The sequence below is a fragment of the Microcoleus sp. AR_TQ3_B6 genome (assembly GCF_036702785.1).
Classification (GTDB): domain Bacteria; phylum Cyanobacteriota; class Cyanobacteriia; order Cyanobacteriales; family Microcoleaceae; genus Microcoleus.
In genome coordinates, this window is the sequence record NZ_JAUBVJ010000071.1 from 21,515 (window position 1) to 42,930 (window position 21,416).

Annotated in this window: 13 protein-coding genes and 3 pseudogenes; 2 read left to right on the top strand and 14 right to left on the bottom strand. The window is 46.8% G+C overall.

What is annotated here, in order from left to right; translation table 11 throughout:
• Positions 1-216: 216 nt before the first annotated feature.
• The 4 genes from QUB56_RS26870 to QUB56_RS26885 form a co-directional block, all read right to left on the bottom strand.
• Positions 217-2,148 carry a Calx-beta domain-containing protein gene (locus tag QUB56_RS26870; RefSeq protein WP_332959323.1) on the bottom strand — a complete coding sequence of 644 codons (1,932 nt, stop codon included), beginning with the start codon at positions 2,146-2,148 and terminating at the stop codon, positions 217-219.
• An 842-nt stretch (positions 2,149-2,990) separates the two neighbouring features.
• Positions 2,991-5,123 carry a tetratricopeptide repeat protein gene (locus QUB56_RS26875; RefSeq protein WP_332959324.1) on the bottom strand — a complete coding sequence of 711 codons (2,133 nt, stop codon included), beginning with the start codon at positions 5,121-5,123 and terminating at the stop codon, positions 2,991-2,993.
• A 308-nt stretch (positions 5,124-5,431) separates the two neighbouring features.
• Positions 5,432-5,650 (bottom strand): 6-carboxytetrahydropterin synthase, encoded by a 219-nt coding sequence (locus tag QUB56_RS26880; RefSeq protein ID WP_445243403.1) that lies wholly within the window; start codon positions 5,648-5,650, stop codon positions 5,432-5,434.
• A 106-nt stretch (positions 5,651-5,756) separates the two neighbouring features.
• Positions 5,757-5,912: a TRADD-N-associated membrane domain-containing protein gene (locus QUB56_RS26885; protein WP_332959325.1), complete on the bottom strand. Its 156-nt coding sequence runs from the start codon at positions 5,910-5,912 to the stop codon at positions 5,757-5,759.
• A gap of 662 nt (positions 5,913-6,574) precedes the next feature.
• Between QUB56_RS26885 and QUB56_RS26890 the strand changes: the two genes are divergently transcribed.
• A complete protein-coding gene (locus QUB56_RS26890; protein WP_332959326.1) occupies positions 6,575-7,684 on the top strand; it encodes a pentapeptide repeat-containing protein in 1,110 nt (369 codons plus the stop codon).
• A 177-nt stretch (positions 7,685-7,861) separates the two neighbouring features.
• On the opposite strand, the gene QUB56_RS26895 is transcribed toward QUB56_RS26890, so the two are convergent.
• Entirely contained in the window at positions 7,862-8,734 is an 873-nt protein-coding gene (locus QUB56_RS26895; RefSeq protein ID WP_332959327.1) for a 6-carboxytetrahydropterin synthase, read from the bottom strand.
• Between the two features lie 96 nt (positions 8,735-8,830).
• Positions 8,831-9,088, bottom strand: a complete 258-nt coding sequence (locus QUB56_RS26900) for a hypothetical protein (RefSeq protein WP_332959328.1) — start codon at positions 9,086-9,088, stop codon at positions 8,831-8,833.
• Positions 9,089-9,167: 79 nt separating this feature from the next.
• On the opposite strand from QUB56_RS26900, the gene QUB56_RS26905 reads away from it, so the two are divergent.
• Positions 9,168-10,667, top strand: a complete 1,500-nt coding sequence (locus tag QUB56_RS26905) for a cyclic nucleotide-binding domain-containing protein (protein ID WP_332959329.1) — start codon at positions 9,168-9,170, stop codon at positions 10,665-10,667.
• A gap of 186 nt (positions 10,668-10,853) precedes the next feature.
• On the opposite strand, the gene QUB56_RS26910 is transcribed toward QUB56_RS26905, so the two are convergent.
• The 8 genes and pseudogenes from QUB56_RS26910 to QUB56_RS26945 all read right to left on the bottom strand — a co-directional run.
• Complete coding sequence (locus QUB56_RS26910) at positions 10,854-11,534, bottom strand: J domain-containing protein (RefSeq protein WP_332959330.1); 681 nt, start codon at positions 11,532-11,534, stop codon at positions 10,854-10,856.
• A 665-nt stretch (positions 11,535-12,199) separates the two neighbouring features.
• On the bottom strand, positions 12,200-13,162 hold the full coding sequence (cysK, locus tag QUB56_RS26915; RefSeq protein WP_332959331.1) for a cysteine synthase A: 963 nt from the start codon (positions 13,160-13,162) through the stop codon (positions 12,200-12,202).
• A 54-nt stretch (positions 13,163-13,216) separates the two neighbouring features.
• Positions 13,217-13,657 carry an Rrf2 family transcriptional regulator gene (locus tag QUB56_RS26920; RefSeq protein WP_332959332.1) on the bottom strand — a complete coding sequence of 147 codons (441 nt, stop codon included), beginning with the start codon at positions 13,655-13,657 and terminating at the stop codon, positions 13,217-13,219.
• A gap of 394 nt (positions 13,658-14,051) precedes the next feature.
• Positions 14,052-16,286 (bottom strand): iron uptake porin, encoded by a 2,235-nt coding sequence (locus QUB56_RS26925; RefSeq protein ID WP_332959334.1) that lies wholly within the window; start codon positions 16,284-16,286, stop codon positions 14,052-14,054.
• Between the two features lie 294 nt (positions 16,287-16,580).
• On the bottom strand, positions 16,581-18,230 hold the full coding sequence (locus tag QUB56_RS26930) for an HD domain-containing phosphohydrolase (protein WP_332959335.1): 1,650 nt from the start codon (positions 18,228-18,230) through the stop codon (positions 16,581-16,583).
• A 160-nt stretch (positions 18,231-18,390) separates the two neighbouring features.
• Positions 18,391-18,673 (bottom strand): annotated as a pseudogene (locus QUB56_RS26935) (4a-hydroxytetrahydrobiopterin dehydratase).
• Positions 18,674-19,553: 880 nt separating this feature from the next.
• A pseudogene (locus QUB56_RS26940) lies at positions 19,554-20,027 on the bottom strand (RNA-guided endonuclease InsQ/TnpB family protein); the annotation flags it as partial.
• A 112-nt stretch (positions 20,028-20,139) separates the two neighbouring features.
• A pseudogene (locus tag QUB56_RS26945) lies at positions 20,140-21,416 on the bottom strand (IS5 family transposase); the annotation flags it as partial.

Here is a 21,416-nt window from a genome sequence, read left to right on the forward strand (position 1 = left end):
AACAAGAGGAAAAATTTAGATGGCAAACCTTATCCAAAAAGCATTTAACAACTTACAGACATACAGCAGATTCCACGTTGATGACGTACACCAGTCAAGCGATCGCTCGCTGTAGGGACACGCCACTGCCGTGTCCTCTATCGAAAGCTATGTACCTCACTTACCTAAAAAATGCTGTATTAGTAGGGCAAGCATCGCTCGCCCCTACTAACACACTTAAAGCAGAGTAATTGCAGTCGATGCCGGAGCACCGATCGGTCCCGGGCCAAAACCTAAATTCACCACGCCACTATTCAAACCAGAAATATTATTAAGTGTCAGAGTGACGCTAGTTTGACCGGGATTAAAGTTCACTGCACCGCCAGAAGGCTTCGCAGTAAACGGCCCCACAATATTGAAATCTACATTATTGACAGGTTGGTTGCCGCCGGGAGCAGCAATCAAAAAGTCGATCGAAGCCGAAACCCCAGTATTGCCGCTGCGGTTAATTGTGAAACTTCCAGGAGTGCCATCAGCCACAGGACTCGAAGACGAACCGTAAGAAAAGAAAGTAGGAGGCACAGCAGTAGTATCAACAATCGACAGAAGCGCTGTTGAAGGACTCGCCAAACTACCGCCACTCAAGAACAAATTCACCGTCTCAGTAGGCTCTGTGAGGCTATCAAATAAAGTTTGAACCGGAACTTGCGCGCTAGCTTGTCCGGGTGCAAAATTCACCGCTTTTTGAACCACAGCCGTGTAATCCGGTTGAGAACCCGCAGCCAGAGCAGTACCGTCCCCAGTGCTGAATACGATCGTAGCCGACCCAGAAAGGTCGCCACCGCGATTGATCGTAATCGGAGCAGTGCTACCCTCATTGACGCTGTAAGTAGCCGCACTGAAGAAAAACGTGTTTTGACCGGGAGTCGGCGTCGGAGTCGGAGTCGGAGCAGGCGTCGGAGTCGGAGTCGGAGTTGGAGTCGGAGTCGGAAAAGGAGTCGGAGTTGGAGTCGGAGTCGGAGTTGGGACGGGCGGCACATCCAGAATCGTCAAGATTGATGGATTGCTGCCCACATTCCCACCGCTGAGCACCAAATTCACCGTTTCCGGCGATTCCAGCATCATGTCGCTCAAAGCCGAAATCGTGAAACTAGCGCTATTTTGCCCCGCAGCAAAATTCAGGGAACCAGCCGCCACAGTGTAATCCGGTGCACTGCCTCCAGAAGTCGCCGAACCGTCAACAGTAGCGTAGCTAATGGTTGCAGCCGCCGTGCCGCCCGTGCGAGTAACGTTAATCGTAGCCGCGCCGCCTTCATTCACCGTGTAACTCGCTTGGGCGAACTGGAAGATACTCGCAGGCGTGGGTGTCGGCGCAGGCGTCGGTGTTGGCGCGGGCGTGGGAGTCGGCGTCGGCGTCGGTGTCGGGAATCCAGCCACTTGGAACCAGGCCGGATTCGCGCTCAGTTGGGCAGCGCTAAAACCTTGGATGTTGACTAAATACTCGCCGGTGCCGGTATCGCGCACTAGGGTGTTGCCGATGCTGATGCCGTTGAAGCCGGTGCCGTCGATGAACTGCAAATCGCTGAATTGCAGCCCCCCAAATAACTGGATGACATCGTTGCCGGCGACACGAAAGTCGGTAATCAGGTCGGCATCGAAGACTCCGGGGCCGCCGGTGGTGGCTGTGGGTCTGCCGTCGCCGACTCGCCCGATCGCAAAAATGTCATTTCCACCGCCGCCGCTCATTGTATCAGAGCCGAGGTCGCCGTAGAGTACATCATCACCGAGGTCGCCCAGCATCAAATCGTTGTCTTTGCCGCCGAACATAGTGTCGTTGTCTTTGCCGCCGAACACGGTGTCATTGCCGTTGTTGCCGAAAACGCTGTCATTGCCGATGTCGCCTCTAACTAAGTCATTGTCTTTGCCGCCGTATACTTGGTCGTCGTCTTTGCCACCGTATACTTGATCGTTGCCTTCGTTGCCATTAACAATATCGTTACCTGGGCCGGCGAATATGAGGTCGTTTCCTGAGTCTGCATTGATCGCATCATTGCCGTCGAGGCCGTTGATGGTGTCATCACTCAGTAAGGTTCCCGGGTTAATTATGCGACCGTCTGGTAAAAATCCCGGTATGACATCGGGGCCGAGAGTTCCTGTTATGTTTGCCATCTTTTTTACTCCACAGGTTAATTATTTTTTCTTTTGGTAGAAGCACCTGTAGAGATTGTTCTGCGTCAGAATGCGGGATTTTAATTAACAGATGTTCGGGATAAAAACCTAGTATTTATGTCACTATTCACTAGATTTTTTTTCCTCAAACAAATCTCTCACTGCAATTATTTGCTGTCCCGCTGTATTAGTAACTGTATTTGTGCTTCGAGGTCCTGTTAATAGTGAAGAATGAGAAGGCTGTAGCAATGTTCCAGAATTGTTTAAAATTTTGCCTGGAAATTACTACTTATTCAACTTAGCGTGAATTAGACAAAAACCGCAGGCAAAATGGCTTTAAACCCAGAGCTATAAAGACTTTTAGCTCTCCTAGGCATAAATCTAGTATTCACAAAGGTTTCAGGCGTTGTTAGGTCATCAACCTGTTTTCCTTGTGAGCGAGAGCTTTTCAGCCCCTAAAGCAGCTAGAAAATATCTAATTCCCATTAGGAAATAATGCCGATCGCCCATTGTTATATTACTGCTAATAGTTAAGCTATAGCCTTTCTCACAAAGAAAGATAGAGTACGCCTAAACCCTGCACCGTCAACCTTTTTTAGTTGAATTCTCTACCTCATATCCCCATTGCCTGCTCTATATTTTCCTATTAAATTAACCGATTTCAGGACGATACTTTAAAATATTGGTAGAGATTTTATGCAGCAAAAATTCGGGTGTACACGGAGCAGCACGCACCTGACGCCAACCAAAAATTGGGGTGCACACCAAGCGGTACACCTGACGCCAAACACTCGGGTAGACAGGCAGCGGCGCACCTTACGCCTAACTAACTGTCCGAATATTCATTGGATTGTGGCTGCTTCTTCCTTCTCTTTTTCGCCGTCGGCAAATCCTTCTGTATCCTGTTTTAATTCTGATACAATTGCGCCTCGATCGCGCCAAGCTTCCGCATTTTCAGGCTTGATGGCAATAGCTCGATCGTAAGCTGCCATTGCTTCCTTATAGCGCTTTAATTCTGAGAAAGCTATCCCCACATGACGCCAAGCATCGTAGGAGTCTGGCTTAATAGCAATCGCTTTCTCATAAGCTGCGATCGCTTCTTCATGGCGCTGCAATGAAGCCAAAGATTCGCCTTTACAAAACCAAGCTTCGTAACACTCGGCATTAAGGGTAATTGCTGATTCGTAAGAGGCAATTGCTGCGGAGTGCTGCGACAGTTTGTCGAAAGCTACGCCTCGGTTGTGCCACACTTCAAAATCCTGCGGTTTAAGGGCTATTGCTTTGTCGTAGCATTCGATCGATTCTTGATATCGCTGCATTTTTCCGAGCACAGCGCCTTTATTGTACCAAACTTCGTATTTGTCGGGCCGGAGGCAGATCGCCCGATCGTAAGAATCAATAGCATCGCTGTAGCGCAGCAGTCTCCACAGCATATTGCCTCGATTGTACCAAGTTTCGTATCGGTTGGGATTAAAAGCCAGAGCGCGATTGTAAGAATCGACTGCTGCTGCATACTGCTCTATTTTGCCCAGCATCGCCCCTCGATTGTGCCAAATTTCGCTGTCGGTTGCTTTGATAGCCAGGGCGCGATCGTAACTGGCGATCGCTTCTTCGTAATACTGCAATTTACCCAATAAAGCCGCTATACTGTGCCAACAACCGTATTTGCGGGATTCGCTCGAACTTGCTCGCTCGTAACAGACGATCGCCTCTTCGTACCTGTGCAATTTTCCCAGCAAATTCGCCTTATTATACCACGCTTCGCAGTTATCCGGTTTAATTGATATTGCTTGGTCGTAACAGGCGAGTGCTTCTTCGTGGCGCTGCAATTTTATTAACACATTTCCGCGCCAATACCAAGCCTCATCCAAATTATTATTCGCTAAAATAGCTTTTTCAAAGCAGATTACTGCCTCATCATAATTGCCTTGAAAATAAAGCCCTTCGCCTTGCTTGATATAATCGTCAGCAATGAAATTTTCATCGCTAGGGGGTGCAGGTTGCGAATTTTGGGAATTGTTTAACTGCGGTTGAGGTGCGACTGTGAGAGCTTCTTTGGCAACAACTGCGGGAACTTGGGAAATTTCTTGAACAATTTGAGATTTTTTCTCGTAAACTTCTGTCAGCAAAACTTGCAGGTGCATGAGAAATTGAGATTTGAGAGTCTCAATTTGCTCGACGGAAGATTTGGAAAGTTCACTTTCTCTAGTTAAAAAATCAATGGATTGTTTAGCTGCACTCATTTGCGCTTCTAATTCCTCCCTCAATTTTTGATTTAGTTGGCGAGAATTTATGAGTTCGGATTCCAATACACCAATCCCCTGCAATCGTTTATTGGCATCAGCAACCAACTGTTTCACTATCAGCCGCCGCATCAGCCAAAAAAAGGCAATTGTCACTGGTGGAAATACTGTACCAAGAATTAGTAAAATATTGAGCAGATTTATAGTATTATTAAAATCGTAGCCAGATTCAGCACTGCCAGCAAGCGGCGAAATAAAAGCGAAAACCTCGCGAACTTGAGGATTGCTTTCAACCCCGGTTTCGATTAATTTAGTCAGCCAGGTTTCTTGTAAAGATTTTGTTAGTTCATCGCCGGATGCAGCAGGAGTAGTCCCCTGACTTTTTGCAGCAGATAACTCTGGTTGAGCCGAAGCTACCAGCAAACCTGTCTGGGATTTTACAGCAATTCGTGGGGAAAATTGATCGTGGGCGATCGTCTCAGGCTCGCTTATTGACTCAACCCGACGGGATGCGGTAGTATTTGGGGAAAATTGTTCGTGGGCGATCGTCTCAGGCGAGCTAATTGACTCAGCGGTACGGGATGCGGTAGTATTTATGTCATCAACAAAGTTGCTAGCCTGCGGTGTCTGAGGAGAGATAGGAGGTACAGCAGGATTGGCGCTAGTATTAGCAGTTAAATTCTGGGATGCGAGGGCAGCCAGAGTCAATAGAGCTACATTTGAGACGCGCATAAACGTCAACTTACCTAGGAGAAATTAGTGCTGGGTTGTCAGCGATCGGGCGATCGACCTCATACTCTCAGCAGTTAGAATAGCTGACATGAGGAATGCTGACTTACTATCTCCAAAATACGCGCGCAGCCTGACTTTTCAGGAAAAGTGCCAATAATTCTGGCTGTGGAACTTTAATGAAAGAATATATTCTCGCCACTAATGCGGTTGGATAACTCTCGGAATCATCATTAGGCTGGTAGGGCGGGGTTCACCAATCTGCACAATTGCCAAATATTCGGGTGAACCCGCCCCAACCGACCCGATTTTTAACTCCTTACCCCAGCTAAAACCGCTTCCGGCTGCTGACTTTGTGCCGCCACTTCCTCTAAATCACCACCGTAAATTTCACAGCTATTATTAGGACTTTCAATCAGCTTAATTTTGTGCAACTCTGCCCCCAATTCCCGAACGGGCGCAAGCAACAATTGCCCGCTCCGAACAGCAATATTCTCCGCAGTCGGCACAACCTCCTCAAAAGAGCAAATCTCCTTATATCGTTTCCGGGTGCATCACAATAATAAAATCGAGTCAACAGTTAACACTCAACCATTGAGTTTTTCCACCCGCCCGTCAACAGTCAACAGTCAACAGTCAACAATGAGTTGCCGTGATAGTTCCCTCATCAGCTTTGCCCAGAAGTACAAGCCCAACTCCCGCAAAGCTGATGAAGACACAGGCTGCGGTAGTTACAAAGGCCAAGTTAAAACTATGGTGGGCTTGGCGCAGTCGTTCTTTGGTAACAATCATTTCTATGGTGGAGTCAGAGTGGGTGATTGGCTGGTTATATTGTTTCCGGTTGCATCGGAATGATATAGAGGACACCGCGAGTGCCTTAGTCCCTACAATTAATGGGGGTAGGGACACGGCACTGCCGTGTCCTGACTGTGAGTAATATTAATTCCGATGCTACCGGAGTTGATATTATTCAGAGATTTCGTTGAGCCTAAATTTTATACTTCTAGTGTGAAGCAAAATGCTTGAAACCCTGACTGCACAATGATTTACTTGTCGCTCTGTTGTGGTTGTTCTATGATTGTTCTAGGCTCTAGTTTCGATTTTGTAAGCGATCGTCTCAAAAGACTCTCCACATTATGACTAACCTAAGCATGAGAAAAAAGAAGAAGATAACTATCCCCGCATCTTCAGAAGGTGTAAAGATAGCAGAAAACGCTCTGCTCCGGCTAGGATTTGATTCAAAAATTAACTTTGCCAAAACTCAGCTTTTATCACGCCGTACAATTACTAAGTTTTTTCAGTGCCGGCTTATTCAGCTTGATTCCTTTAAGAAGATATGTCAAGAACTGAAATTAGATTGGACAAAAATAGCAGGAATATCAGAAATAAAACACTCTAAAATACCAGGAAAAACTGATTGCCTCAACCCTGATATTAATGAAGGAGGAGAGAAAATGCACACACAAACATTTTACCGTCAAGTGACTGTAATAGATGAAAAAACTCATACAATTAAAGCTAAAATAAAATGGATAGGTGATATTAAATCCTGCGAAAATCTAAGTCGGGTTGAATGGAATTTACGAGAATATGCAGGAGACACTATAAAAATTACTGATATTAAAGAGGGCAGCATCCGATTAACTGTAGAGGGTTCTCAAGAGGATATCGATCGGCTTGTATCTCGCATTAAATCAGGAGAATTAAAAGAAGTAAGCGGTTTTCCTGTTGCAGATGTTCAAATTTTGAGTGAAAGCTCAGAGGATGACGAAAGAAACGAACTCAATCATAAGTGGTGTCTAGTACGAGAGATTGTTATTCAGGGAATTAGAGCTCGAAACTTGAGTGGGGTTGACTTAAGTGATGCCGACCTGAGATATGCCAACCTGAGTGGTGCGAACCTGAGAAGTGCCGACTGCAGCGGTGCCGACCTCAGTGGTGCCAACCTGACAAGTGCCGACCTCAGCGGTGCCGACCTCAGTGGTGCCAACCTGATTGATGCCAACCTAATGAGTGCCTACCTCAGTGGTGCCGACCTCAGAAGTGCCGACCTGAGTGGTGCCTACCTGATGAGTGCCTACCTGATTGGTGCCAACATGATTGGTACCAACCTGATTCGCGCCAATCTGATTCGTGCCAACCTCAGTGGTGCCAACCTCAGAAGTGCCGACCTGAGTGGTGCCGACCTGAGTGGCGCTGACCTGATTGATGCCAACTTGATTGATGCCAACCTGATTGATGCCAACCTCAGTGGTGCCAACCTCAGTGGTGCCAACCTGATTGGTGACCGGATTCGTGCCTACCGCATTCATGCCGACCTGAGTGGTGCCGACCTCAGAAGTGCCGACTTGAGTGGTGCCAACCTGAGTGGTGCCAACCTGAGTGGTGCCGACCTGATTGGTGCCGGCCTGAGTGGTGCCAACCTGAGTAAGACTAAGGTTGAGAAAGCCCGATTCAGCTCGAACTTAGGCTTTTCTGAATCGATGAAGCAAGACCTGATTAAACAAGGTGCAATCTTTGAGGATTCTCCAGGCGATCGCTCTGAAGTTCCAACAAAAGTATAATGCTCGGGAAGAAGCTAAAAATGAGCCAACTTCTCAAGGAAAATATGATTAATTGTAGTCCTCTTTCAGAGGACTTTAGCTATGAGACAGGGGTTTTCAACCCCTGTCGGACTCTCGGACTGTCGCACAGTCGGATATACAGAGAAAACTGGCGAATCTACCAGCAGATATTCAGCTCTAAACTCCAGTCAAAACAGCTTCCCGCTGCTGACTAAAATCCGCCACTTCCTCTAAATCAGCCGCGAAAATTTCACAGCTATTATTCGGACTTTCAATCAGCTTAATCTTGTGCAACTCCGCGCCCAATTCCCGAACGGGCGCAAGCAACAATTGCCCGATCCGAACAGCAATATTCTCCGCAGTCGGCACAACCTTCTCAAAATAAGCAATATCCTTATTTAAAAAAGAGTGATCGAAAGGTTCAACAACATAATTGTCAACAGCTTTTTGCAAAGCTCCCAAATCAGCAATCATGCCAGTCCGCGGATCAATTTCCCCTTTAACAGTCACCTCTAAATGATAATTGTGACCGTGACCGTTCGGACGAGCACATTTGCCGTAAATTTCCGAGTTTTCTTCAAAGCTCAAATCGGGACGAGCCAACCGATGGGCCGCGCTAAAATGAGTGGACAAAGTTAAATAAGCTTCCATGCCGTTTCCTAAATATTCAGCCCAAAGTTCGGGATGTTCAAACAATTGAATTTTGGTCACAGGTAAATGAGGGGCTAGCCGCAGCCAAATTTGCCGTGCTATGTTTTCGGTAGTTGGCAGAGTCTGCTCAAATTCCGGCCACGCTTCGTTGAGAAAGGAAAAATCGAGATCCTTGGTAACTTCCCGCTTGATGACGTGCTTGACATCAGACAGGTTGAGCACCATGCCGTACTCGTCGAGTTCGCCTATCATGGAAACGTAAAGGACGTAATTGTGTCCGTGTCCCGGTGCGCGGGCAGTTGGGCCAAACCGTTCAAAATTCTCGGCTTCGCTCAATTCCGGCAGCCAGTACCGGTGACTCGCCGAAAACTGTGCCCGACGATTGATGATGCACTGCATAAAAGTCAAGTAGGGTAAGCTTGTTAAGTTCTGTAAAGGACTCGCTTCTTAAGGATAAACTAATTTTTGCTGGAATTTTTCGATTATTTGAGGGTGCTATAAATGAATTTCTACCAATTTTCCAGATATTGGCAACAACTCGTCGCTCGATCGAGCTGCCGGGCTCATTTTACACCACCATACAGAGATCCGGCAGAAAATACCGCTACAAAATAGTTTTTCGCCATCTGTTACTAACTCATCAGTTACCAGCCTTTGAGAAAGTACGCGCGTGCGGATGTATCCGGAAGGGAATCTATCTTTTTTGCAACACAGGCCACTGCACAGTTCGAGTTTTTCGCCTAAGCTCTGCAATAGTTAGCAGTTTGGCGTTCAGTTGCGTTCAAAACTCATCACCCATTATCAATCACCAATTACCCATTACCAACTATTAATGAATTGGATTACTGTACGAACCGATCGCTTTTTTGAACGTTTCTGGGGTGCGATGACAACCCCGCGATTCTATATCGGGGACACTCATCTGTCCATCAGTGCGATCGTCCAACTGATAGTTTTAGCTATATTTGCCTTCATTATAGCTAGGATTATCAGTGAAGGAATCAAGCGCAGCCTGCTAGTTCGGATGGGATTGGATCGCGGCAGTCGAGAAGCAATTTCCACCATCATTAGCTATATTTTAGCAACTTTTGGCTGTATATTCGTCCTGCAAGGTGCCGGCATCAACCTCACTTCTCTCACCGTCTTAGCTGGCGTTGTCGGCATTGGTTTCGGCTTCGGCTTGCAAAATCTCGCCACCAACTTTATCAGCGGTCTCACCCTGCTATTTGAACACCAAATTAGAGTCGGAGACTTTATTGAAATAGACAAGTTATTAGGAACAGTAGAAACAATTTCGATCCGCTCCACAATTATCAAAACAATTGACGGACTATTTGTAATCATACCAAATATTAAGTTTGTCGAAACTAACATTATTAACTGGAGTTACAAAGACCCCAGATGCCGCATCCACATCCCCGTCGGCGTTGCTTACGGATCTGACCCAGTAATAGTTACGGAAGCGCTGTTAATTGCGGCGCGGATGGAATCGAATGTCTTGTCCCATCCTTCTCCTAAAGTATGGTTTCGCGGTTTTGGAGATAACGCTTTAAATTTTGAACTTTTAGTTTGGATTGACCAGCCACAGGAAAGCGATGCCATTAAAAGCGCCGTGAATTTTTTAATAGATTACGAATTTCGCAACCGAAATATCGAAATTCCCTTTCCCCAGCGCGATTTGTGGCTGCGAAACCCCAAAGAGTTAACTCAATTTTTTCACAACAACAAAGATGATAATTCCAACGGCAAACTTTTTCCGCAGAAGACAAAACATTCAGCAGAACTCAAACCTAATCCCACGGTTTCTGAGCCAAAAAAATCAGCGTCTAAATCGCCTAGTAATTGGACGCTGCGAGATTTGTTGCGGCGAGTAACTTATTTTGAACAGTGTACGGATTTAGAACTGCGACAGTTAATTGAATACGGCTATCGACAACTGTTTTCAGCGGGACAGATTGTATGTAAAGAAGAGGATCCTGGCGATTCTTTTTATATTATTCTTTCGGGTACTGTAGAAGTTCTTTCTCAAAAAGCCAATAAGTATATTGCTACGCTTCATGAGGGCGAATTTTTTGGGGAAATATCTTTGCTGTTGGGAACTCCGAGAACGGCGACTGTTAAAACTAGCGAAGATGCAATTTTGTTTGTGGTGGAACGCCACGACTTGCAAAAACTTTTAATAGAACAGCCGAATTTAGCAGATCAGATTGCTCAAAAATTGTCGGAACGCCAGCAAGCTTTGAGAGATTTGGGATTGTTAGATGGCGACTCTCTGGAACAAACTCCTTTTCTTAAAATTCGCAAGCGAATTCAAGTTCTTTTTGGAATTTGATACGGGAAAGAAGTTCGGCTTCCGTTGCACTGTAAGGGATTTAACGGATTTAACGGATGAATGTTAAGGGAAGTGGTAATTGGGAATTGGTAATTGGGCAATTCTCCCACTCCCCCACTTTCCCACTCCCCCACTTTCTCACTCTCCCCCTTTCCCCCTCTCCCACTCTTCCCTCTCCTTGACTAACTAACTTTTAAATTTTAATTCATCCTGTGCTTCCCGCCGCAGTCTAGCGGCAATTCTAAACAGTTCTTGACCAGTGTGCAAGTGGCGATCGTCATAATTGAGGGTAAATAGCTGCAATTCTTCTATTCCGTCTCCTACTTGATTGATGCAGTAGTAGAGATGAGCCGCAACTCCGGCTACATTAGAGGGATTGGGCATCGATGTAAAAAAGTTATGAGCTTTTTTGAGAAACTCGCGACTGGTTTCGATATAAAGTTGAAACTTTTCTATCAGTTCGTCATCAAACGGATCTGCGGACAACTCGTCTATTTCCTTTTTAAGCGGCTTCAAGATGCTGTTGAGCATTTTATTGACAGGTTTGTATACTTTAATCAGCCACTCTTCCATTTGTTCGTCAGCGTCCCGTGCTGTTTGTGTTTGCTGGCGGCTGACGTTTGTTGCGACTGGTGATTGGTGTTGGCTTTGCTCGGAAAATTGGCGATCGTAAGATTGTCTGTGCTGGGCATCTCCTAATATTTCATAGGCTGCATTGAGGCGGACAATCTCTTCGTGATCGGCTTTGGAACTGTGGCTGTCTGGATGAAATACTTTGACTAAACGGCGGTATGCTTGTTTAATCTCGGCTTGTGTTGCGGTTGGGCTAATCTTTAGGGTTTTGTAGTGATTGGTAACGGAAGACACGCTGTTATTTCCTTGAAATCTGGATAATCTGCGAAAAAAAGCTTGACAAAAATATCATTATTTGCTATATTATTAGGTATTTATCTGATATAAATGCCAAAAAGTGTAAGTTGAAAACATCAGTTTTCAAATTATCATAAATCTATTTTAGAAAAAGATTGATGGTTTTGAAGTGGCAAGCCGATCGACATTGGGGACTCATCTAGCCCTCCTCCCAGCAATTGTTAGTTGCCTCCTTCCCGACAAGAGCGCTTACCGGTTGCTTCCCTAATATCAATTCCGGTTACACTCCTTATGATGGGGAGTAGGGAGTGGTCCGTGGGGAGTCGGGGAATATGGAATTATTGACCTTGACTTTATCATTTCCATGCAACCGGAAACGATATAATATCAAATCCCCCCTTCATCGTCCTGTATTCATCTCTCTGTTCTCGAACTCTGCGTTCTGGAGCCTACTCTGCGGTTTAATCATTCCAATGCAACCGGAATTCATATAACGCGCCGAAAGCGGTTCGTTCAAAAAAAAAGCCCTTGAGAAATTTGGCATCGATCGCGATCGATGCAGCTACAATATATGGCAATTCTTTAAGCTAAAAAGCCAAGCCAAGCAGGGCGTACAGTGTACGCCCTGCTGTCAGTTTCTGCGACCTGGGTCGGACCCTGAGCTAGTTGAGGGCCATCGCCAGATTGAGTTCTGGATCTTGGAACAAGGGAGTGCTCAGATAGCGTTCGCCGAAGCTAGGCTGAATCATCACAATCAATTTCCCTGCATTTTCCGGACGCTTGCCGACTTTCACAGCAGCGCATAGTGCCGCACCGCTGGAAATACCGGACAAAATTCCTTCTTCTCTTGCCAAGCGGCGGCCGTAGGCGATCGCGTCATCATCCGTAACAACTATAATTTCGTCGATCGAATCCACATTCAGCACCGGCGGCACAAAACCAGCACCGATACCTTGAATTTTGTGAGGTCCTGGCTTTCCGCCCGACAATACCTGACTGTTGGCCGGCTCAACGGCGATCGCCTTAAACTCGGGTTTCCGCGACTTAATCACCTCTGCGACACCCGTAATCGTACCGCCGGTGCCGACTCCCGAAATCAGGAAATCCACCTCGCCGTCTGTATCTTCCCAAATTTCCTCAGCCGTTGTCGAACGGTGAACCTGCGGGTTCGCTGGATTCCGAAACTGCTGCAACATATACGCATTGGGAGTTTTGTCCACAATCTCTTGAGCGCGGCGGATGCAGCCGCTCATGCCCTCAATTCCCGGAGTCAGTTCTAGTTGGGCCCCGTAAGCTCGCAGCATCGATCGGCGTTCCGTGCTCATCGTATCCGGCATCGTCAAAATCAACTGATAGCCCTTAGCCGCGGCCACCATTGCCAGAGCAATTCCGGTATTGCCAGAAGTCGGTTCTACTAAAACCGTTTTCCCTGGACTAATCAGCCCTTCGGCCTCGGCTTGATTGACCATATTGACACCGATGCGGTCTTTCACCGATGATGCCGGATTCATGCCTTCGAGTTTTACCACAATCCGAGCCACGCAGCCTTCAGCTTGGGGAATGCGGTTGAGTTGCACCAGAGGGGTCCGCCCTACCAATTCTGTGATGTCGCCAGCAATACGCATAATCTTTGTCAGTTTGTAATTAAGTAAATGTTAATTCCTAGTTGGGAATATTAACTAGATGTAATACATGATATCGAGCTGCCGTCTGCCATTGCGCTTTTCGCACAGATCCTGTAGCGTGTATTTTTGCAACACTGAGTTGGCAATCGATCGGGCTTCTTGCCAAACTTCCCAAATCACAGCACTTTCTACAGTTTGAGCGGGCGAGTCTTTTTCAGAGCGATCGAAATCTGAGCCTTCGAGACAGTTGATAATTTCTAGGAGTGTAATTTTCCAGGGTTCCCTCGCCAAGATATAACCTCCCTTAGCTCCTCGCTGGCTGCGAATCAGCCCGCAGCGTCTCATCGTAGCCAGCAACTGCTCTAAATATCGATCGGGAATATTTTGCTGAGCCGCTATCTGGCGAATTTGCAGAGGCTCGCCTTCATCGTAGCAATCGGCAAGCTCCAGCAAAGCTAAGATTGCGTATTCGCTTTTACAGGAGAGTTCTACCATAATTGCTTCAAATATCAGAATTATCAACTCCGAAGTCAGATGTTAAAAGTCTACTCAATATTGAGTTCCCAATTCTAAATCCTAACTTTACCTTTTATTATACCCCGGTTTTCCACTGAACTTAATCGACTTTCATCACAGAAGCGTGAGGACGATAGGCACTCTTGCTTCTGTGAAACCGAGTTGGTAGTTTCGACTCCCTACGCTTCCACGACGGCATTACCTCAAGAAACCGGGTTTCTGCGTCTATGACTGATAATTTTTAATTTTTAATAGATTCTGGGAGCCCAATTCGTCCCCCCACAAGAAAGCCCTGCGGCAGGCAGGGCTAAACGTCGGATCTAGAGTTGCTAGCAGAGAGGGTATGACCCGCCCTGCCTCCTCTAACCTGCTCTTAGAACGTGAAAGTAGTTCTCAGAGTACCAATAATGATGTCGTCGTTACTGCTATCTTGATCGGGATTCGTCACCCAAATCACGCCCGGAGTAACAGAAATGTTGTCCGAGAGCTGAAACTTGTAGAACCCTTCAACGTGCCACGACTGGTCATTTGTGAAGCCCCGCAAATCGCTCGGAACCTTAAGTTTATCCAAGTAAGGCTCGCGACCTACCACAAGGCCTAGCAAGTTGCCTTCTTTCCCTAAATCTGGCAAAGCCAATGTGACAGCGTAATTCCAGATTCTCGCATCGCCGATGCCGAGAATGCGAGCATTGGTTAAACCAGCCCAGCCCCCAATGATAAACCTCGGGCTCAGCCGCAACGAAGCTTGAGCGCCGTAAGAGTTGGTGACCACTTTGGGAGCCCGGAGCAAGGAGGTGCCATCCGACAACGTAATGCCCTCACTCAAATAGCCGAGAGTATTAGCCGTGCCGGTACCGGTGTAACCGCCAAGCTTATCTGGGCCGTTCCCTAAACCGTTGTCAAAGCCAAAGTTACCTCTACCAAAGTAACCGTGGTTGTAGCTGAAAGCAACTTGGAAGTTGCGGCCGGGGGTAAAAGTCAACTGACCCATCGCCGCGTAGTCGCCGTTCGTCAAGCCTGCACCCTTGCTAGGATTGGCTGCATTTGATGCCAAGTAGCCGAAGGACAGAGAAGTCGGGCCGAACACGCCGCCCAGCAAGCCCCTGCCACCGAAGGCATAGTCAAAGCCGATACCTGAGCCACCGCCCAAGCGATAAATCGGGTTCCGCTGTCCAAAGGTGCTCAATGCGCCGTTGCCGCCGTCAAAGTCTTCAAAGTAAGGGTTGACAGTCGGCAGAATGTCGTCCCAAACGACAGCGTTGGCTGCAAGGGTAACGTTCAGTCTCGAACCGACGGGGAACTTGTACAGCAAGGTGTCGAGGGAAACAACGTTGTCGGTTCTGCCGACTACGTTCCAAGTTTGAGTCCCTTCGCGGGTCAAGCCTAAGTTCAAGGGTTGACCGTTGCCTACCTGAAGCCTCGTCAGCAGCAAGTCTCTGCCGGTGAAGCTAGTGTTTAAATTCAGACGCACCCGCTGTTGGAAGACAGCTTCGTTGTTGTCGCTGCCGACTGTTCTGCGCTTTTTGCCCAGCAAGTTATTAATACCGCCACCCAAGTCACCACTAAAGTCGTCGGTGAGGGCAAAAATTGCTTCCCCAGTTAGCTTGGTAGTAGTTGAGAATTGGTTGGCTTCGAGTTCGGCTGTCCGAGCTTCCAGAGCATCGACGCGACCGCGCAGGGTTGCCAGTTCCGCTGCAAACTCTTCTTGGAGCCGTTGGAGGGCTGCCAAGTCCTCTCTCGTAGCTAAGTTGCCACTGCCTCCTCTAATTAGCTCGCTAACCTTGTCTAAGCAAGCATTTAAACCGGCTGCGAATTCGTAGCGGGTCATGGCCCGGTTGCCGCGGAAGGTGCCGTCGGGATACCCGGCAATACAGCCGTAGCGCTCAACTAGGGATTGCAGTGCTTGGAATGCCCAGTCTGTGGGCCGCACGTCGGAAAGTTGAGATACGGAGGTAACTTGACCTTGAGTTTCGCCGCTGGCCGCACCTTCGCTGCTGTACTGGTTGAGCTGTTCTAATGTGGCGGCTGGGTTTTGATTTTGTGGTGCGGCAGTTTGGGCTAAAGATTCAGCCGGTTTGGGCAAACTTTGTGCTGCCGACTCTGCCACTGCCGGGGCTGGAGTTTCTAATTGAGCTGCACCGATTTGCTCCACTCCAGCGGTAGCTGCCGGGGCTGGAGTTTCTAGTTGGGCTGCCGGGGCAGAATTTTCTACTGGTTTAGCGACTGTGGGCCCGGCGGCCGCTAAAGATTCACTTGTAGGTTGTGATGCCGCTTCGGGATTTGCCGCTGCTGGGGATGTGTTGGATCTGGCGATCGCACTTTCAGTTGCAGCCGTGCCCGAATCTGCAATCGCTGCCTGGGTTTGGTTGCCCGCGGAGGGTTGGGAAATTTCTTCGACTGGCTCGGAGGCTGCGGTTGTTTCGGAAACAGCAGCTAAAGCATTTAGTTTCGCTTCGGAGGTTTCAGCGGTTTCAGCTTTTGCGACAGCGGGATTGAGCGCCTCAGCAGCCTGCTGAGCGTCTGCTGCCATCGCCCTCGAAGAAACTACTAGGGTAGCTCCTAAGACTGCTGGGCTGATTAGTAAGTAACTCCACAAAAATTTCGACATATTCACTCTCATCCTCACACCGATTACAGAGAAACTTTTCTAGTCTTCTATGTGGTCAGTCGTTGCTCAACTAGCATACTCTAAAAAGAGACCTAAAATTCACTTTTTCTTTTGATTCTTTCTGGCTGACCGAGTGTATGTATCTGACTGGCCGCTGCACAGAGCCTGTTTTCTAACCTGTACTCAACCGCCTCAAAAACCTACCACACTTGGGCTGTCTATTGATTTGACGGATGACACAAGTCGGGCGCCCGATCGCCTTATTTACTTTTTACCACAGCACGCCCGACTCGTCTAGGCTGATTCGACTTTAACATCCAAGTTGTGTCCTAGGACGCTAAAGACTTGGCGATGATCGAACAATTCTAACAAATCAGCGTTGATTTTGTTGTGAGCTGCTTCTTGCCACAAAATTTTCATCGCTGCATCTGTTCGCAAAGCTCGTTTGTAGGGTCGATCGCCTGCTGTCAGGGCGTCGTAAATATCGGCGATCGTCATCAATTGCGCTTGAATTGGAATTTCTGACTTTTTTAAACCTCGCGGATAGCCTGTGCCGTCTAGTTTTTCATGATGTCCGTAGGCAATTTCTGGAACATTTTTTAAATCCTTTGTCCAATTAATTTGCTTGAGGAAGTCATAAGTGTGACTTACATGAGATTCTATCTCCGCTCGTTCTTCCGGCGTCAGGTTGCCCCTCGACACCATCAATTGCACGATCTCGTCTGGGGTCAGCAGGGGTTTCTTGGCGCCGTCTATATCTCTGTAAGTTTGTTGAGAAATTTCTCGCAGTTGAGCTAGGGGTTCTGCTGCCAAAACGTGAGGCTCGTTTGCCTCTAGCAGAACTTCCCAGTATTCGGCTAATCTGGTTTTCGCCTCTGCTAGCTTTGTGTCTAGCTGTTCGATTTCCTGGCATTGAGCGCACTCTGGCTCCTGGCTCGGGTGTTTTCGGTAGGCTGAATGCTCCAGCAAGTATTTATATTTAGACTGGACGCATTCCATTTCCATAGTCCGCTGAGCTAAGCCAAAGCGGTGGCGAATGATTTCTAGCTGTGCGGGGTAGAGCTTTTTCTGCTTCGTCAAAACTGCTTCGGACACTCCGATTTTGCCAAAATCGTGCAGCAGGGCGGCGTAGCGAATTTCTTGAATTTGGCGGTTGTTAAAGTAAATTGAGCGCAGTCGTCCGCTGCTGACTGTGTTTACTTCTTCTGACAGGCGTACTGTGAGGGCTGCTACTCGTTCTGAATGGCCGTAGGTACAGGGGTCTCTGGCTTCTATGACTTGCACCGAGGCTTTAACGAAGCCCTCGAACAAATGTTCTATGCTTTCTTGGAGTTGATTGCGCTCGATCGAGATTGCTGCTTGAGAAGCGAGCGAGCGAACTATCCTTTCTTCCCAATCCGAATACTGCTGCGTCGATTCCCAGGCATTGTCTGCTGTCAGCACCGTATCTGCCTTTGTTTTGCGGTTGATCAGTTGCAGTACGCCGATTGTGTCGCCCTGTCGGTTTTGCATCGGCAGTACCATTACCGAGCAAGTGCGGTAATTAATATCCCTGTCAAAACTGGTATCTAGCTGGTAGGGTACGCCGGAGGGTAAGTCGTAGGCATCAGACAGGTTCAAACTTTGACCTGTAATTGCCACGTATCCCGCCAAGCTTTTGTCTGTCAGCGGCAGGGAAAACTCCTTGAACGACAGTCTGGGTTTAGAACCGTTTTGGGCTACCTTGAACAACAGCTTAGATGTTTCCTGGCTGTGATCTACTAAGTAAACGCTGCCAGCATCGCTGTAGGTAATTTCCCTACTTTTGGATAAAATTAAGTTTAACAACTCGCCCAAATCTTGGGCGCTCGACAGAGCCGCGCCAATATCTAAAAGCTTTTCTATCAGATCGGTTTTTTCTACAGCAGACTCGTTCTTGAACTCTGGCTTTTCAAATACGATCATGGTCGGATGATGGGGAATAGCCTTTTATACATTGGACTTTTGGCATCTCGACTTTTTTACACCTGATGCTAACCCCGAGTCGATTTTTTATTTGCGAGCTTTCCGCGAGCGGGGACTGTCTCTAGATACAGTGGCTCTTGTTGGACCAACAGGAACTCTTTTAATCTAGCGTAGAAATCTCTTGGGCCGCAGGTCAAGTCTTTCTCAGTTAAGCCTCCGGCATCGTGAGTTGTCAAGTTAAGTGTAACTTTGTTGTGGGAGTTTTCTATGTCTGGGTGATGTCCTGCGGCTTCTGAGGGGGCGACCAACTTATTCACAAAGGCGATCGCTAAGGGTAAAATCTTTAAATAACCTGTACAGCGCAGTTGCTTGCCTTCAACCGTCGGGTCTGACAATTGACTGGCTCGCTCTTGAATTTCAGTAGGGTTAAGTAGGTCAGCCATAATTTTTTTTATTACCCATGGCAGATTAACTGAATCCGTAGAGAATATTAATTTTTGTAAATTCCGTTCATCATCCGGTAGTAATAGGTATGAGTACATAAGCTACCGTTTAAAACTAGCGTTGAAGCATCAGGCTTCTTACAGAAGTTTTGTAGTAAACGTAACGGAATAGTCACCCGAAAGACAATGTGTTTAATAGCGCTTTCCCTATTTTGTTGAAAGCTTTGAGACATAACTCCCCATCGATCGACCTTACGGCAAGACCCGATGGGCGACTATACACTGTAAATTTGGGACAAGTCCTAGATTTACCGGGTTAAATCGATCTGCCACCTCTAGAAGACCTGACACATAACTATCCGCTCTCACCACTAGTGTTGAAGCTCAAGTTTTAATACTCAAGATTTAACACTATTTGAGGTGAGAGCGGTCTAGCGGGTCTTCAGATTAGAACCTGACTGCCGGGAGAATCCCTAGCTCAGCCTGGTTCCCCGTGGAAGCCGTTTCCAGTTGGAGACGACGGCTGACTGCTAGTGAGCGGCCCCGGCGCACAGCCGGTAGTTTCCAATCTGATGACCCATGCGTTTACTACTTTCTATCATGGGCATCACCTCCAGGTTTAGCTAAATGGCTTCATATTTGAACGCACATCACCTAAATACAAGATTTAAGGTGATGATTTGTGCGCTAGCCATTGCCAGCGTTACCGAAAGAACTTGCGTTCTGAGTATCATTCGAGTAGTCACAATTATCAGAATAACACAAGGAATTAGAAATGGGGGATGCAAATTGACATTTTTGCAAGCTCGGGGGTAATTACTTGCAGCTGCCAGGTCTTCGATCGATCTCTACAGCAATTGGACGATCGAGATTTTGAGGGTTAACTGCAAATTTTTGATTGAGATGCGATCGCTGTGGGGCGGTCGGGTGTAAAGTCGGTGTGAACTACCCAGCGCTGACATAAAGGTACAGCGTGAGCTTCTGACTTCAACGGGGATTGCGTTAACTTAGACTTACGTCCCAGTTTCGGACTCACATCCCCTCCATCAGCAGCAGTCTTGGTTCCCAAGACCGATAGCATTCTGATTCCTTCTGCTCTGATATTGGTTGCAGCGTTGCCGTCTCTATCGTGATAAGTACCACAACTAGGGCAAGTCCATGCCCTAACATCTAATGGCATTTCATTCACCTGATAGTGACAATTTGAACAGAGCTTCGAGCTAGGGAACCATCGGTCAATCTCTACCAACACTTTGCCTTCGCGGTCTAGTTTGTAATGCAAGAAATTGACAAACATTCCCCAACCTACATCATCCATTGCTTTAGCTAGTGTGTGGTTGCGAACCATGCCCTTAACGTAAAGGTTTTGGCTCTCCTGAGTTTATGGTGTAAAATAGATTAACCAATACAATTAGGGCTTGCTGAATAAGCGATCGCTTTCCCAATAACAGGAGCGATCGATATATTCAAGCTCGATTTAAGATAATTTTTTCCTGTGTTAATTCCCTCCAAGTATAATTGGACGTTATCTCCAATCCAAAAACAGGTGTTGTTTTGCCCGAACGACATAAAAACACAAAAAAAAACCGGCGCCACCAGGTAGAAAGGTTGATTACTAAAAAAGTAATAGCAATAACTGTTTGTGAAGTATTATCAAGTTTTGCCATCACTCTATTCAGACCGAATCTTCGTTTACCCTGTCCAAATTTGCCCTCAATTGCATTTCTAATTCTTTCATCTTCTCAGGCTTGCTTCTTGTTTGATTTACTGACAGTTGCTGGGGGTCTTCCTAAAGGCGATCCACTGATTCTAATTCCTTTTTCTTTGCACCAAGCTCGGTTTTCTCTTGTACGATAAATCCGAGCCGCATGAACTGACTCTGGATAATATCCTGTAAATCTCTAATAAGCTTCTACTTGTGCTTTTAAGTCCCCTGATTCGTTAAAGTTATCCCAGCTCATTCGGTCTAAAAATACATATACTTCAAAACAACTGGCTGATAGTTTGGCTCCAAACTCTACGCTTTTCCCTGCTTTTCCTATGACTATAGGACGAATATGGGGTTGACTTAAACTTACTATTCTATCCTCAATACTCTATTTATCGTTGTCAAATAACCACTGTGGTTGGCGAGCGACTTCTGTGAGGACTAGCAAAGTTTTATATTGCTTTTTATTCAGACCTTCTAGGGTCGCACCTAAATCGATTAGCTGTTCAATATGAACTAGGTTTCTTTTGATGTACTGAAGTTCTTTTTTAATTGCCTGTCTTCTTTTGTTTCGGGTGGATCCTCTTTGTTTGGCTACTGCTAAGTAATCTTTTCGGGCGAGATTACGGTAGGTTCTTGGTTTTTTAGTGGTTTTTTCTTTAATTTGTTTATACAGAATGTCTAGGATTTTTTCTGTATGAACTCTGGCTCTGTTTAATAGTCCTAAGTCGGTCGGATAACTAATGTCGGCTGGGACGCAGGTTGCATCTACGATCAACTTACCGCGATTGGGTGACTCATTTTTGGCGTCCGAATCCTTTTTTTTTTTCGGGTTTGACGCTTAGTGATGGAGCGGATTTTTTCAACCATTCGTTCGTTGACTTTATTAATTAGGTTCGGACTAATTCTTTGGCGAAAATGAACTAATAGAGATGGGTCAAAGGGTAGCTCATTACTATAGCTTGATTGACCAATAAAGTATTGTAGATAGGGGTTTTCACGTATCTGTTCTACTGTTTCCCTATCGCTAATTCC

What these genes read in the sequence shown, in the direction of transcription:
- QUB56_RS26870 (WP_332959323.1), bottom strand. Translation starts at nt 2,148, where the DNA reads ATGGCAAACATAACAGGAACTCTCGGCCCCGATGTCATACCGGGATTT.
- QUB56_RS26875 (WP_332959324.1), bottom strand. Translation starts at nt 5,123, where the DNA reads ATGCGCGTCTCAAATGTAGCTCTATTGACTCTGGCTGCCCTCGCATCC.
- QUB56_RS26885 (WP_332959325.1), bottom strand. Translation starts at nt 5,912, where the DNA reads ATGATTGTTACCAAAGAACGACTGCGCCAAGCCCACCATAGTTTTAAC.
- QUB56_RS26890 (WP_332959326.1), top strand. Translation starts at nt 6,575, where the DNA reads ATGCACACACAAACATTTTACCGTCAAGTGACTGTAATAGATGAAAAA.
- QUB56_RS26895 (WP_332959327.1), bottom strand. Translation starts at nt 8,734, where the DNA reads ATGCAGTGCATCATCAATCGTCGGGCACAGTTTTCGGCGAGTCACCGG.
- QUB56_RS26905 (WP_332959329.1), top strand. Translation starts at nt 9,168, where the DNA reads ATGAATTGGATTACTGTACGAACCGATCGCTTTTTTGAACGTTTCTGG.
- cysK (WP_332959331.1), bottom strand. Translation starts at nt 13,162, where the DNA reads ATGCGTATTGCTGGCGACATCACAGAATTGGTAGGGCGGACCCCTCTG.
- QUB56_RS26920 (WP_332959332.1), bottom strand. Translation starts at nt 13,657, where the DNA reads ATGGTAGAACTCTCCTGTAAAAGCGAATACGCAATCTTAGCTTTGCTG.
- QUB56_RS26925 (WP_332959334.1), bottom strand. Translation starts at nt 16,286, where the DNA reads ATGTCGAAATTTTTGTGGAGTTACTTACTAATCAGCCCAGCAGTCTTA.
- QUB56_RS26930 (WP_332959335.1), bottom strand. Translation starts at nt 18,230, where the DNA reads ATGATCGTATTTGAAAAGCCAGAGTTCAAGAACGAGTCTGCTGTAGAA.